Raw genomic sequence first — 13126 nt, forward strand, 5'->3', positions numbered from 1 at the left:
ATTGCCTCTTATGGGTGGAGGTTAAACCGGCAACAGGGCGGCCGGGCGATGAGATCCACGCTTTATCGAAATGATGTTCTGAAGTATGGTGAAAGAAATGTGAAGGTACAAAATGATTTATCCGATGGCTTCGATAGTTGCTGGCTTTTACCTCTACCCGGTAGCTAAAAAAGACAAGATCAGGTAATCTTCGCGCCCAGCATATGGGTGGAGAGACAAATGAGCGATTCATTAAAGGGTAAAAACGGCAAGGTCCGTGTTATGTACGTGCGCAAAGAAGAAGAAGAGCAGCCTCGTCGTCCTTCTCGTCCACCCCAGCCGGGCCGCGATGCGCCCCGGGGCGATGCCCGCCGCGGCGACGCACCCCGCGGTGATGCCCGCCGTGGTGACGCGCCCCGCGGTGATGCCCGCCGCGGCGACGCGCCCCGCGGTGATGCCCGTCGCGGCGACGCGCCCCGGGGTGACGCCCGTCGTGGTGACGCGCCCCGCGGTGATGCCCGTCGCGGCGACGCGCCCCGCAGGGACAGACCGTCCACCGCGCCGGACTCCCCCTGGAAGACCCTGTACCAAAACGATGAGACCCCCGCGGTGGCCGATCACGGCGGCATCAGCGGTAAAAGCCTGATCGACCCCGAACAGCTGCGGCGCCAGCGGGCGGAAGAAACCCGGGTTTACGGCGAAAATGCCTGCCAGGCCTTATTCAAAAGCCGTCCCGATTCCATCGTGCGCGCCTGGTTCGTGCAATCCGTTACGCCGCGATTTCGCGACGCCCTGCGCTGGATGGCCGCCAATCGCAAAGCCTACCATGTGGTGGAAGAGGACGAGCTGGCGCTGGCATCCGGCACCGATCATCACGGCGGCGTCTGTTTCCTGATTAAAAAGCGCATCGGCCTGGATGCCGTTACCTATCTTGATAAAGCCCTGGATAAAGATTGCGTGCTGGCGCTTGAGGATGTCTCCAATCCCCATAACCTCGGCGCAATGTTGCGCAGCTGCGCGCATTTTGGCGTGAAAGGCGTCATGACCACCGACAGCGCGGCGCTGGAGTCCGGCGCCGCGGTACGTACCGCCGAAGGTGGCGCGGAGCATATCAGCGCCATACATACCGATGATTTATTCGGCGATTTGGACCGTTTCCGCCAGGCGGGTTATACCATCGTCACCACCTCGAGCCACAAAGGCGCGTCGCTTGGCCGGGTCAATATGCCGGCGAAGATGGTGCTGGTGATAGGCCAGGAGCGGGCAGGGTTGTCCGACGCCATCGTGGAACAGGCGGATCTGGCGATTTCCATCGGCGGTACCGGGCGGGTGGAAAGCCTGAACGTGTCGGTGGCTACCGGCATACTGCTGGCGGAGTGGTGGCGGCAAAACCACGCTTGAGTGTGCGGCGGGTTTGCCGGGCAAAAAGAATAACGCGTAGCGCGCAGGGACAAAAACGCCGCACTCATTGACGCGCAGGGAGGCTCACAGGGAAGTGAGCCATAATCGCGCGCGCAGGTCAGGCTATTTCGTCTTCGACAATTAATTCGTCCAGTTTGGTCAGCAGCTTGCGCGTGAGCGTTTCAAGCTGCTTCTGCTCGTCGGTATTGAGGGTAGACCAGAGCGTTACCAGGCACTTATGCTGCGGCGGCAAGAGATTATTAAGAAAGTTTTCGCCGGCGTCGGTCAGCTGCAAATGCAGGCAGCGGCGATCGTTCTCACTCTCTTTACGCACAATCCAGCCCCGTTTTTCCAGCTCATCCGCGATGCGGGTGGCGTTGGTGCGCGACGATCCCAGGGCGGAACTGAGTTCAGAGGGCTGGATACTGTGATTTTCCTGGGACTCCAGGGTCAGCAGGGCCATAAACAACGTTTCATTGATGCCCTGGGCTTTCAGCATGCGGTTTCTGTTTTCCAGCAATTTACCCTGCATATGCATGCATAGCCGGGTCAGCAGGATTTCCTGGTAGGGAAACTCGGGACGCTGCTTAGCGCGTTGCGCCAACATTTGCTCAATGGGGGTGAAGGAACTGTCCATGATGATTTATGCCTCATTAGTTTCTATGGATATAATAACTAATGTAATCACTCAAGTAAATATTGTCGTCCTGAAAAGTTTAGAGAGCTATAGATTAGGGCATGACTAATTTATATACCAAGCCAAAGCACAGCGCCCCGGCCAGGGTGGCGATGACGATGCTGCGGGTGCGGTAAAAACAGGCCGCCAATACCGCGAAACCCGCCAGGGTAGGCAGTAGTTTCGCCGGCGCGCGCAGCACCTCCGGCACACTGGAGACCACCAGTAGCGCGCATATGGAGGCCAAACCTATGCCGTCCAAAAGACGTCCGGCCCAGGCGCCGGCGGGGCCGGCTGATTTACGCCCGCCGCCAAAACGCAGCGGCAGGTAACGGAACAGATAATTCGCCGCGCCGACCACCAAACCGATGATAATCACGCTGGTATGCATTTATTTTTCCTCCCTGGCGGCGCGCGCCGGGCCCAGCAAGGCCCCCAGGCATCCGCCGCCGATGCCGGCCAGGATCGCCATCGGAATCGATAGCAGCAGCAGCCCGGCCAGCGCGCCGGCCAGCGCCGCGGCCAATACCAGGCTTTGCCGGCGCTGAAATGACGCCAACAGGAAACTGAGGAACAGCGCCGGCAGCATGAAGGACAGCGCGGCCTCAACCGCCGGATAGTCGTTCAGCGGGCCGTTGCCCGACAGCGCGCCGACGGCGGTGCCGACGACCCAGGATAGCCACGAACAGACCGCGACGCTTATCATCCAGCGTTCCGACCAGCGGCGGTTATCCTTAATCAGTTTGGCGATGGCCGCGGCAAACACCTCATCGGTCAGGCCGAAGGCCCATAGCGCCGTGGCGCGCCGCGACAGGGCGCCGGGAATACGGTGACGCAGCGCCGGGCCGTACAGCAGATGGCGCACATCCATGGCCATGACGGTCAACGCCGCGACCCACAGCGATATCCCGGCGCTGAGCAGGGTGGTTATCACGAACTGGCTGGCGCCGGCATAGATAACGCAGGAAATGAAGAGGCTTTCGAGCGGCGTAAAGCCCAGCTTCACCGCGTTCAGGCCAAAAGCGAACGCCACCGGCAGGTAGCCGATGACGATGGGCAGGCTGTCCTTGATGCCCTCGCGAAAGGTGGCCGGCGTCCCTGGGGCCGCCGGCAGGTGATCCTGGCTTGCGTCCATGTGCGTATCTCCCATGGCGACACTTCCGGCGACTATCGCCCGCCGGAACGCCGCGACAGTCATCCCGCCGTGCGACGCCCTCAGGCGGCCGCTACGCCGCTGTCCTCATGATGCTGGCCACGCCACCATAACAGCAGGTTGAGCACGCCCAGCGCCCCGCCGGCGGCGCATACGCCGGTCCAGCCGGCCATCTGGTAGGCCGAGGCGGAAATCAGCGAGCCCAGGGCGCCGCCGATAAAATAGCTGGTCATATAGCCGGAGGTGAGACGGTTACGCGCTTGCGGCATGCGGCGGTAAATGACGCTCTGGTTGGTGATATGCACGCCCTGCACCGCCAGATCCAGCACGACGATGCCGGCGATAAGCGCCATCACCTGATGCTGGCCGTACCAGATAAAGGCCCAGGAGACCAGGAGCAGCAGCAGGCCATAGCGGGTGGTGATTTTTGCCTTGCCCCGGTCGGCCAGATGCCCGGCCCTGGATGCGGCCAGGGCGCCGGCGGCGCCCGCCAGGCCGAACAGGCCGATTTTAGCCTCGGAGTAAAAAAACGGCGGCGCGGCCAGCAGGAACGCCATGGAAGTCCACAGGTTGCTGAAGCTGGCAAAGGTCACGCAGCCTATCAGCGCGCGGGTGCGCAGCACCGGCGTGGTGACATACATGCGCAGGATGGAGGCCAGCAGCTGCGGGTAATTCAGATCGGAATACTGTTTATAACGCGGCAGGGCGAACCACAGTATCAGCGCCATGACCACCATCAGCGCGCTGGCGAACCAGTACACGGTGCGCCAGCCGCCGAAGCTTGCCAGGGCGCCGGCGACGGTACGCGCCAGCAGGATACCCAGCAGCAGACCGGTCATGATCATACCGACCACTTTGCCCCGCTTCGCCGGATCGGCAAGCGTCGCCGCCAGCGGCACCAGGATCTGCGCCACTACCGAGAATAGACCGGTCAGCGCCGTGCCGGCTATCATCAGCCACAGGCTGCCGGCCGAGGCGGTGACCAGCATACCGGCGGCGGCCAGCAGCGTCATGACCACTATCATGCCGCGCCGTTCGAACTTATCCCCCAGCGGCACGATAAACATCAGGCCGCAGGCATAACCCAACTGGGCGGCGGTGACGATAAACCCGGCCTGGTTCACCGACAGGTGATACGACTGGGCAATGGTGTCCAGCAGGGGTTGCGCGTAATAATTACTCGCGACCGACAATCCGGTGGCGATAGCCATGATAATAATCAGCGCCGGACTTAAACTTGGGTGATCTGTTTTTGTTTTCATTGGTGAGTCTGTTTACCAATCGGGGGGCTATTATTCCCCATAAGCGCCAAAAAAACGAGGGGCGAATGCCCCCCGTCGGTTAACGTGACCTGTTTTCGCGCCATAAACGGGCGCGAAGACGCCGTATCATTTAGCGGCGGCGGCCGTGGCGGCGCTTATCCAGCCGTCGAATAGCGCCTGGTGCGCGGCAATCCAGCCGTTGGCGTGGCGTTCGATATCCGCCTCCGAGGCCTGGCCCTCATGCATACGCAGGTTCTGCGCGTTCACATCGCTAATGGGCAGACGCATGATGGCGAACAGTTTCGCCGCCGCGGGATTGGCCTTGGCCCACTCTTTATTGGCGACGATACGCATGGTGTTTACCGGGAAGCCATAGTCGGCGCCGTTGGGCAGTTTGGTACTGATGTCCTTCTGCTTGCCGGGCAGGGAAGAGAACGGCACCTGCAGCCATACCACGTCCCGGCCCGGAACCAGCACGTCGCTGACCCAATAGGGCGTCCAGGTATAATACAGGATCGGCTTGCCTTCCTTGAAGCGCGCCATGGTGTCGGCAATGATGGCCGCGTAGTTGCCCTGGTTGTGCTCCACGGTATCGGCCAGGCCGTAGGCCTGGATCTGGTGGTTGATCACCGCCTCGCAGCCCCAGCCTGGGGTGCAGCCGGTCAAATCGGCCTTGCCGTCGCCGTTGGCGTCGAACAGTTTAGCCAGCTTGGGATCCTTAAGCTGATCGATGGTTTTGATATGGTATTGATCGGCGGTCTTTTTATCGATCAGGTAGCCCTGGGCCGCGCCCTCGACATAGTTGCCCTGGCGATAGAACCTGGCGTCGCCGCCGGCCGCCTGATACTGGTCCGCGTGCAGGGGATCCCAGTTAACCGCCATAAAGGTAGCGTCGCCGGAGGCGATGGAAGTATAGGCGACGTTATAATCCACCTCACGGCTCGATTTGACATCGTAGCCCAGCTTTTCCAGCGCTTTGTTGACCAGCAGCGTTTGGAACGTCTCTTCGGATATCGTGCTTTGCAGGGGCTGCACCTGCACGCCCTTGCCCGGCAGATCGGCGGCAAAAGAGAGTGGCGCGACAAGCGCCGCGGTGAGCGCTAACGCCCAGATTCCGGTGTGATGCATGGAATATCCTTCTCGTTGATTTTCATCATGTATTTTAACTGTCAGACGCCGGGGGCGGGGAGCCCGCGCCCGGCAAAGGGTCAGGCTTTTTTGGCAAACGGGCGGGTGAACAGGCCCAGGGGACCGGCGGCGTACCAGCGGCGGTTGCCGCGGCTGCGGCTGTCGCGTCCCAGGGATTGCGTCAGACGATCGAGGATTATGGCCAGTATCACGATGCCGACCCCGCCGATGGTGGCAAGCCCCATATCCAGGCGGCCGATGCCCCGCAGGACCATCTGGCCCAGGCCGCCGACGGCAATCATCGAGGCGATGACCACCATCGAGAGCGCCAGCATCAGCGTCTGGTTAATCCCGGCCATGATGGTCGGCATCGCCAGCGGCAACTGCACTTTGAACAGCAACTGGCCGGGGCTGGCGCCGAACGATTCGGCGGCTTCTATCAGGTCTTCCGGCACCTGTTTGATACCCAGGATGGTCAGGCGCACCACCGGCGGCAGGGCGAAGATAATGGTCACCACCACCCCCGGCACATTGCCGATGCCGAACAGCATGACGATGGGCACCAGGTAGACGAACGCCGGCGTGGTCTGCATGGCGTCCAGCAATGGGCGGATGATTTTGGCCGCGCCATCGCTGCGCGCCAGCCAAATGCCCAGCGGCAGGCCTATCACCACGCAGAAAAACAGCGAGGTGAGCACCAGCGCCAGCGTGACCATGGCCTGCGCCCAGGCGCCGATGGCGCCGATAATCGCCAGCGAGACCAGGGTGGCGATGCCCATGCCCAGGCTCGACATCTGCCAGGCCAGCAGGGCGAACACCAGGATGGCCACCGGGGCGGGCATGCCCAGCAGCAGATGCTGGAAGCCGCCGAGGATGATATCCACCGGCACGCGGATACCCTGGAACAACGGCCGGAAATGCAGCACCACCCAATCGATGCCGTGGGTGACCCAGGTATCGAGCGGGATCAGGGTAGTGTGAAACGGATCCAGCAGATTAAAATGCTCAGGCGCGGGAGCCGGCCCGCTGTTGAGCCAGTCGGCGCCCTGCTGGGCGGTGTGCGCCCCGGCGCCGTCGGCGGGAGGCGTGGCGGTATTGCCCCAGGCGTCGGCGGCGCTGCCCGCTCCGTTGGCGGGGGCGGTCTGCGCGACGGCGTCATGCTGCTGCGCGGCGGCCCCGCCCCAGGGATCGGCGGACTGCTGCGCGGCGGCCCCGCCCCAGGGATCGGCGGACTGCGGCGCGGCGGACTGGGCCTGGCTGGCGTCGGCTGCGGGCGCGGCCTGCGCGCCGCCCCATGGATCGGTGGTTGGCTTACTCATTGGTCGCCCCTTCTTTGTCTAATGCCTGTAGCAACATGCCCTTGGAAATAATGCCGATATATTGATTCTCCTCGCCGACCACCGGTACGGCGCAAGGCGCCTGGGCGACGGTGGAGATGAGCTCGCTGAGCGGCATATCTCCCGGCACGGGCACGGGGCTCTCGAGCAGCGCCTGTTCCAGGGGAAGATTGGCCGCAAGGGCGGCTTTCAGCGAATCGATGGACACCACGCCGATAAATTTCTGGCCGCGCTCCAGGACATAACCGAAATCGCGGTCTTCATCCTGCAGCAGCTTAAGGGCGGAGCGGGGGCCGAACCCCGGCGTCTTGCGGATAAGCGTTACCGGACGACGGCGCGCGATATCCTTGGCGCTGAAAACATGGCTGACGTCTACGCCGCGAAAGAACGTGCGCACATAGTCGTTGGCCGGATTGTTGAGAATTTCATCCGGCGTGCCCACCTGCACCACCACGCCGCCCTGCATGATGGCGATGCGGTCGCCGATGCGCATCGCTTCGTCGAGATCATGGGAGATAAATACGATGGTGCGCTGATGGCGGGATTGCAGCTTCACCAATTCGTCCTGCATTTCGGCGCGGATTAACGGGTCGAGCGCCGAAAAAGCCTCATCCATCAGCAGGATATCGGGGTCGTTCGCCAGCGCCCGCGCCAGGCCGACGCGTTGGCGCATGCCGCCCGACAGCTCGTCGGGCCAGGACAACGCATGCTTATCCAGCCCCACCTGCGTCAAGGCTTCCAGCGCCTTGGCGTGGCGTTCCTGCGCCGGTATGCCGGCCAGCATCATGCCAAACGCGGTATTGTCCAGCACGTTCAGATGCGGCATCAGCGCAAAGGACTGGAACACCATGCTGATTTTTTTACGCCGCACCTCGCGCAGGGCGTTGTCGGATATCCGGGCGATATCGACGCCGTCGATCAGCACCTCGCCGCGGGTCGGTTCTATCAGACGATTGAGAAGGCGTACCATGGTGGATTTACCGGAACCGGATAATCCCATGATGACGAATATCTCGCCTTCTTCAATGGCCAGACTGGCATCTTTTACGCCCACCGTCAGACCGGTCTTGGCGAATAGGGTATCCTTATCGTGCCCTGCCTGAATCAGCTTAAATGCCCGTTCGGGATGTTCGCCGAATATTTTATAGAGGTTTTTTACTTCAAGTTTAACAGCCATGCAATTATCAAGTTCCCGTATGGTTTTCTAATATATTTAAGGGTCCTGCCAATATAAAAACGCTGTATACCCTAACATACTGAGCATTTGAGACAACCCCCAAGGCCTTATCCAGTTGAATATCCCGTCCTTGAGCCGCTATCGTTTCAGCCATTTCGGCTAAACGTGACAAGGGCTTAGGGAAATAAACAGTCTTGCGAATTTTTTTAATGCACAGGCACGGTTTTGGCGTGAATTTCATGCGTCAAGGGCTAAGAGTGAATAATTTTACGGCAGAAAAGACGATAGGTCGTGTGGGGCAGGTGATACGCAGGGAACCGCGGGGATGAACCCTGGATATATAATTCCCTCCCATGGGAGGGAAACAATTAAATCGGGATGGCGGAATTTATAATAAATAACGGCATGGGTAAGCCGTTATCAGCGGAAATAGTCTCTTACCGGGCGCGGAAAAATAGCTCCTGCGCGCCGGGGAGATTAAAAGGCCCAGTCCTCGTCCTCGGTATTGACCGCGCGGCCCATCACATAAGACGACCCGGAACCGGAGAAAAAATCGTGGTTTTCGTCGGCGTTGGGCGACAGCGCGGATAGGATTTCCGGATTGACGTTGGTCATCGATGCCGGGAATAATGCTTCATAACCCAGGTTCATCAAGGCTTTATTGGCATTGTAATGCAAAAATGCCGTAACGTCCGCTGTCCAGCCGACCCCGTCATACAGCTGCGCGCTGTAAAGCAGTTCGTTCTCATACAGGTCCTGCAGCAGGTCGTAGGTAAAGGTCTTGATCTGCTCGCGCCGCTCGGGCGTGGCCCGTTCCAGCGCACGCTGGAATTTATAGCCGATATAATAACCGTGCACCGCTTCATCACGGATAATTAACCGGATCAGGTCGGCGGTATTAGTGAGTTTTGCCCGGCTGGAATAATACATCGGCAGGTAAAAACCGGAATAAAATAGAAAGGACTCCAGAAAGACGCTGGCGACTTTTTTCGTCAGCGGATCGTCATGGCGGTAATGACGCAGAATAATGGCCGCTTTATTTTGCAAGGCTTCGTTCTGCTCGCTCCAGCGGTATGCCGCATCCACCTCCGGCATGGCGCACAGCGTGGAAAATATCGAACTGTAGGAGCGCGCATGCACCGCCTCCATAAAGCTGATATTGGAGAATACCGCTTCCTCGTGCGGCGTTACCGCATCGGCCATTAATGCCGGCGCGCCGACGGTATTTTGCACTGTATCCAGCAATGTCAGCCCGGTAAATACCCGGATGGTCAGTTCCTGTTCCTGCGCGGATAATGTCGACCACGAGGGGATATCATTGGACAGCGGTAATTTTTCCGGCAGCCAGAAATTCGCGGTCAGGCGGTTCCACACCTCCAGATCCTTATCGTCTTCAATCCGGTTCCAGTTTACCGCCTGGACGCGGGAGATCGGTTGAGCGGTGGTCATGGTGATAGTCTCCTTTACCGTTACAGCGCGCACGAGACGCAGCCGGCGACTTCAGTGCCTTCCAGCGCCAACTGGCGGATACGGATGTAGTACAGCGTCTTGATGCCTTTTTTCCAGGCGTAGATTTGCGCCTTGTTGATATCGCGGGTAGTGGCGGTATCCCGGAAAAACAGCGTCAGCGACAGGCCCTGATCGACATGGCGCGTGGCGGCGGCGTAGGTATCGATGATTTTTTCCGGCCCGATTTCATATGCGTCCTGGTAATAGTGCAGGTTATCGTTGTCCATAAAGGGCGCCGGATAATAGACCCGGCCGGTTTTACCCTCTTTGCGGATCTCGATGCGCGAGACAATCGGATGGATGCTGGATGTGGAATGATTGATATAGGAAATGGAGCCGGTCGGCGGCACCGCCTGCAGGTTCTGGTTGTAGAGTCCATGCGCCATCACCGACGCGCGCAGCGCCAGCCAATCCTCGCGGGTGGGCAGGGCGATGCCGGCCCGGGCGAACAGCGCCCGCACCCGTTCGGTTTTAGGCCGCCATTGCCGTTCGACATAGGGCGTAAAGTAGTCTCCGCTGGCATAACGGGAGTCGGCAAAACCCGCGAAGGTCACGCCCCGTTCGATGGCCAGGCGGTTTGACGCCCGCACCGCATGGTAGGTGACGGCGTAAAAGTACATATCGGTAAAATCCACGCCTTCCTCCGAGCCGTAGTAAATATGCTCGCGCGCCAGAAAGCCGTGCAGGTTCATTTGCCCAAGGCCGATGGCATGGGAGGCGTCGTTGCCTTTGACGATGGAGGGCACAGAATTTATCCGGCTCATGTCGGATACGGCGGTCAGGGCGCGCACGGCGGTTTCCACCGTATTGCCCAGATCCGGTTCGTCCATGGCGCGGGCGATATTCAGCGAGCCCAGGTTGCAGGAGATATCATGGCCGACCTGCCGGTAGCTGAGATCCTCGTTATATTCAGTCGCGCTGTTGACCTGCAGGATCTCCGAGCACAGATTGCTCATATTGATGCGGCCTTTGATGGGATTGGCGCGGTTTACCGTATCCTCGAACACCATATAGGGATAACCCGACTCAAACTGGATTTCCGCCAGCGTCTGGAAAAACTGCCGGGCGTCGATGCTGGTCTTGCGGATGCGGGGGTCGGCCGCCATCTCATGGTATTTTTCACTGATGCTGAGTTGCGAAAAAGGCTGGCCGTAAATCCGCTCGACGTCGTAGGGCGAGAACAGGTACATCGGCTTATTGTCGCGCGCCAGCTCGAAGGTGACATCCGGAATGACCACGCCCAGCGACAGGGTTTTGATACGGATTTTTTCATCGGCGTTTTCCCGTTTGGTATCGAGAAAACGCATGATGTCCGGATGATGGGCATGCAGGTAGACGGCGCCGGCGCCCTGGCGCGCGCCAAGCTGGTTGGCGTAGGAAAAGGCGTCCTCCAGCATTTTCATCACCGGAATAACGCCGGACGACTGGTTTTCGATACGCTTGATCGGCGCCCCGGCCTCGCGCAGGTTGGTGAGCATAAAGGCTACGCCGCCGCCGCGTTTGGACAACTGCAGCGCCGCGTTGACCGAGCGGCCGATGGATTCCATATTATCCTCGATGCGCAGCAGGAAACAGGAGACATACTCCCCGCGTTGCTGTTTGCCGCAGTTGAGAAAGGTGGGGGTCGCGGGCTGGAAACGTCCCGACAGCATTTCATCCACCAGCCTGGACGCCAGGGCGCCGTCGCCGGCGGCAAGCGTCAGCGCCACCATGCATACCCGGTCCTCGAAGCGCTCCAGATACTGTTTGCCGTCAAATGATTTCAGGGTATAGCTGGTATAGAATTTCAGCGCGCCCATAAACGTCTGGAAACGGAACTGGCGCGCGTCGGCCTGCCGGAACAAGGCCTCCAGGGTGTCCTGGGAGTAGGGGGCCAGTACCTGCGCCTCGTAGTAACCCTCATCCACCAGATAGCGCAGCCGGGCGGCCAGGGAGGGAAACCGCCGGGTGTTGGGCACCACGTGCTGCTCGAAATAGCGCTCGACGGCCTGCCGGTCCTTATCGAACTGAATATTGCCGTGCTCGTCATAGAGATTGAGCATGGCGTTCAGGGCATGATAATCCGCCAGCGCCGGACCGGGTTGAGTGATGTTCAGTTCTGCTGTTGCCAAAATGTGGTTACTCCCATACGTACCCGCGCCACGTCTTCCGCCGTACCCAATAGCTCAATGCGATCAAGGAACGGCACCTGGCATTTCCTGGCGATAATATCGCCCGCCAGACAGAAGGCTGCGCCAAAGTTACGGTTACCGGCACCGATGACGCCGCGGAGCCAGGAACGGTTAGTTGCATCGTTAAGAAAGCGGACGGCCTGGGGCGGCACGGCGCCGTGCTGGCTGCCGCCGCCATAGCTCGGCACTATCAGAATATAGGGCCGGTCCACCTGCAGTTTCTGGCTGGTCGCCAGGGGAATGCGCAGCGCCGGCAGCGTTAACTTGCCGACAAACCGATGCGTATTTTCCGAGCTGCTGGAAAAGTACACCAGCAGCGGTTGCGCAGATAACATGATGGCTCACGACGCCAGGGCGGTGGCGGCAAGCAGGTTGATTTTATCCGGCCTGAAGCCGCTCCAGTGCTCGCTGGGCGTCTGCACCACCGGAACCTGCTGATACCCCAACGATTTCACATGGGCCAGCGCCTGGCCGTCTGCCACCAGATCCACTAACCGATAGCTGATGCCTTTTCTGTCCAGCGCGCGGCAGGTGGCGTGACATTGGACGCAATCCGGTTTAGTGTAAATAGTAATAGTCATGATTCGCATTCCCCTTACGCGTTAACATTATAGTGGTAATATCGCCCAGGCGGTGCTAGCCGGTAGGGTGGCTTGCCTGAAACTAATACTATATGTAGATATTATTTTTATCAACCACACAATATATGGGATGATGCGACAATTTTTCACTGAGGTCGGGGGAACAGGCGACAAAAAAGCCCGCGCTCCTTGGGGAGCGCGGGCTGCGGTACTGCAAAGGATACGGCTGGCGGTGCAAGAAAATAGTGATGTCTTGAAAATCACCCGGCACGGTTACCAGGTAGGAGGTCCTGCATCACCCCCGCGTCTCTTATTGCCCATCGGCCTTAACGGCGCGAGAGCAACACGCCGAGCACGATACCGACCGCGGTAGTGATGCCAAGGCTCTGCCACGGTTTCTCGACCACGTAATTTTTGGTCTGGACCGCGGTGTCGCGGGCGTACTGTCCGATACGGCTGGTGCCGCCGGCGCGCGCGCGCGCGTCTTTCAAGACGTCTTTAGCTTTACTGCGCAGCGCGTCCAGCTGTTCTTTGGTGGTTTTTTCAGACGTACTAAGCAATTCATCCAGTGTATCGGCTAACAGAGAAACATCGTCTTTAATATCTCTTTGCAGATCATTTTTTTCAGCTTTCGTAAACATTTGTTTCTCCCTTTTGGCTAATGATAGTTTAACTGTAGACTATCCACGCCATTCCTGCCGCGGCGGTAAGGCCGCCTGCCGTCGTCGGGACAGGCGTCGGCGGGGCCGGAA

At 59.6% G+C, this 13126-nt stretch carries 13 protein-coding genes; 1 reads left to right on the plus strand and 12 read right to left on the minus strand.

Features of this window, described 5'->3' with window-relative positions; all coding sequences use genetic code 11:
* The first annotated feature begins 219 nt into the window (after positions 1–219).
* On the plus strand, positions 220–1380 hold the full coding sequence (locus tag ABUK12_RS21670) for a tRNA/rRNA methyltransferase (RefSeq protein WP_410013751.1): 1161 nt from the start codon (positions 220–222) through the stop codon (positions 1378–1380).
* A gap of 118 nt (positions 1381–1498) precedes the next feature.
* On the opposite strand, the gene mprA is transcribed toward ABUK12_RS21670, so the two are convergent.
* The 12 genes from mprA to ABUK12_RS21730 form a co-directional block, all read right to left on the minus strand.
* Complete coding sequence (gene mprA / locus ABUK12_RS21675) at positions 1499–2017, minus strand: transcriptional repressor MprA (protein ID WP_410013752.1); 519 nt, start codon at positions 2015–2017, stop codon at positions 1499–1501.
* A gap of 94 nt (positions 2018–2111) precedes the next feature.
* Complete coding sequence (gene ygaH / locus ABUK12_RS21680; protein WP_410013753.1) at positions 2112–2447, minus strand: L-valine transporter subunit YgaH; 336 nt, start codon at positions 2445–2447, stop codon at positions 2112–2114.
* Positions 2448–3191 carry an AzlC family ABC transporter permease gene (locus ABUK12_RS21685; RefSeq protein WP_410016739.1) on the minus strand — a complete coding sequence of 248 codons (744 nt, stop codon included), beginning with the start codon at positions 3189–3191 and terminating at the stop codon, positions 2448–2450.
* 80 nt (positions 3192–3271) lie between these two features.
* Complete coding sequence (locus ABUK12_RS21690; RefSeq protein ID WP_410013754.1) at positions 3272–4471, minus strand: MFS transporter; 1200 nt, start codon at positions 4469–4471, stop codon at positions 3272–3274.
* 126 nt (positions 4472–4597) lie between these two features.
* Complete coding sequence (proX, locus tag ABUK12_RS21695) at positions 4598–5599, minus strand: glycine betaine/L-proline ABC transporter substrate-binding protein ProX (RefSeq protein ID WP_410013755.1); 1002 nt, start codon at positions 5597–5599, stop codon at positions 4598–4600.
* Between the two features lie 80 nt (positions 5600–5679).
* Complete coding sequence (gene proW / locus ABUK12_RS21700) at positions 5680–6918, minus strand: glycine betaine/L-proline ABC transporter permease ProW (protein ID WP_410013756.1); 1239 nt, start codon at positions 6916–6918, stop codon at positions 5680–5682.
* Complete coding sequence (proV, locus tag ABUK12_RS21705) at positions 6911–8113, minus strand: glycine betaine/L-proline ABC transporter ATP-binding protein ProV (RefSeq protein WP_410013757.1); 1203 nt, start codon at positions 8111–8113, stop codon at positions 6911–6913. Before proV ends, proW begins: the two co-directional genes overlap by 8 nt.
* A 477-nt stretch (positions 8114–8590) precedes the next feature.
* On the minus strand, positions 8591–9562 hold the full coding sequence (gene nrdF / locus ABUK12_RS21710) for a class 1b ribonucleoside-diphosphate reductase subunit beta (RefSeq protein ID WP_410013758.1): 972 nt from the start codon (positions 9560–9562) through the stop codon (positions 8591–8593).
* A 20-nt stretch (positions 9563–9582) separates the two neighbouring features.
* On the minus strand, positions 9583–11733 hold the full coding sequence (nrdE, locus tag ABUK12_RS21715) for a class 1b ribonucleoside-diphosphate reductase subunit alpha (RefSeq protein WP_410013759.1): 2151 nt from the start codon (positions 11731–11733) through the stop codon (positions 9583–9585).
* The gene (gene nrdI, locus ABUK12_RS21720; RefSeq protein WP_410013760.1) at positions 11715–12128 is read right to left on the minus strand and encodes a class Ib ribonucleoside-diphosphate reductase assembly flavoprotein NrdI; all 414 of its coding nucleotides are present in this window, start codon (positions 12126–12128) and stop codon (positions 11715–11717) included. The genes nrdE and nrdI overlap by 19 nt, the downstream gene beginning before the upstream one ends.
* A gap of 6 nt (positions 12129–12134) precedes the next feature.
* Complete coding sequence (gene nrdH, locus ABUK12_RS21725; RefSeq protein ID WP_410013761.1) at positions 12135–12374, minus strand: glutaredoxin-like protein NrdH; 240 nt, start codon at positions 12372–12374, stop codon at positions 12135–12137.
* A 326-nt stretch (positions 12375–12700) separates the two neighbouring features.
* Positions 12701–13015, minus strand: coding sequence for a YqjD family protein (locus ABUK12_RS21730; protein ID WP_410013762.1), 315 nt, complete (start codon positions 13013–13015; stop codon positions 12701–12703).
* Positions 13016–13126: the final 111 nt, after the last annotated feature.

Source organism: Sodalis sp. C49 (assembly GCF_046352915.1).
Taxonomy (GTDB): Bacteria; Pseudomonadota; Gammaproteobacteria; order Enterobacterales; family Enterobacteriaceae; genus Acerihabitans.

Coding starts and splice junctions, on each gene's coding strand:
- proW (WP_410013756.1), bottom strand. CDS start 6,918: ATGAGTAAGCCAACCACCGATCCATGGGGCGGCGCGCAGGCCGCGCCC.
- proX (WP_410013755.1), bottom strand. CDS start 5,599: ATGCATCACACCGGAATCTGGGCGTTAGCGCTCACCGCGGCGCTTGTC.
- nrdF (WP_410013758.1), bottom strand. CDS start 9,562: ATGACCACCGCTCAACCGATCTCCCGCGTCCAGGCGGTAAACTGGAAC.
- ABUK12_RS21685 (WP_410016739.1), bottom strand. CDS start 3,191: ATGGACGCAAGCCAGGATCACCTGCCGGCGGCCCCAGGGACGCCGGCC.
- nrdI (WP_410013760.1), bottom strand. CDS start 12,128: ATGTTATCTGCGCAACCGCTGCTGGTGTACTTTTCCAGCAGCTCGGAA.
- nrdH (WP_410013761.1), bottom strand. CDS start 12,374: ATGACTATTACTATTTACACTAAACCGGATTGCGTCCAATGTCACGCC.
- mprA (WP_410013752.1), bottom strand. CDS start 2,017: ATGGACAGTTCCTTCACCCCCATTGAGCAAATGTTGGCGCAACGCGCT.
- ABUK12_RS21690 (WP_410013754.1), bottom strand. CDS start 4,471: ATGAAAACAAAAACAGATCACCCAAGTTTAAGTCCGGCGCTGATTATT.
- ABUK12_RS21730 (WP_410013762.1), bottom strand. CDS start 13,015: ATGTTTACGAAAGCTGAAAAAAATGATCTGCAAAGAGATATTAAAGAC.
- proV (WP_410013757.1), bottom strand. CDS start 8,113: ATGGCTGTTAAACTTGAAGTAAAAAACCTCTATAAAATATTCGGCGAA.
- ABUK12_RS21670 (WP_410013751.1), top strand. CDS start 220: ATGAGCGATTCATTAAAGGGTAAAAACGGCAAGGTCCGTGTTATGTAC.
- ygaH (WP_410013753.1), bottom strand. CDS start 2,447: ATGCATACCAGCGTGATTATCATCGGTTTGGTGGTCGGCGCGGCGAAT.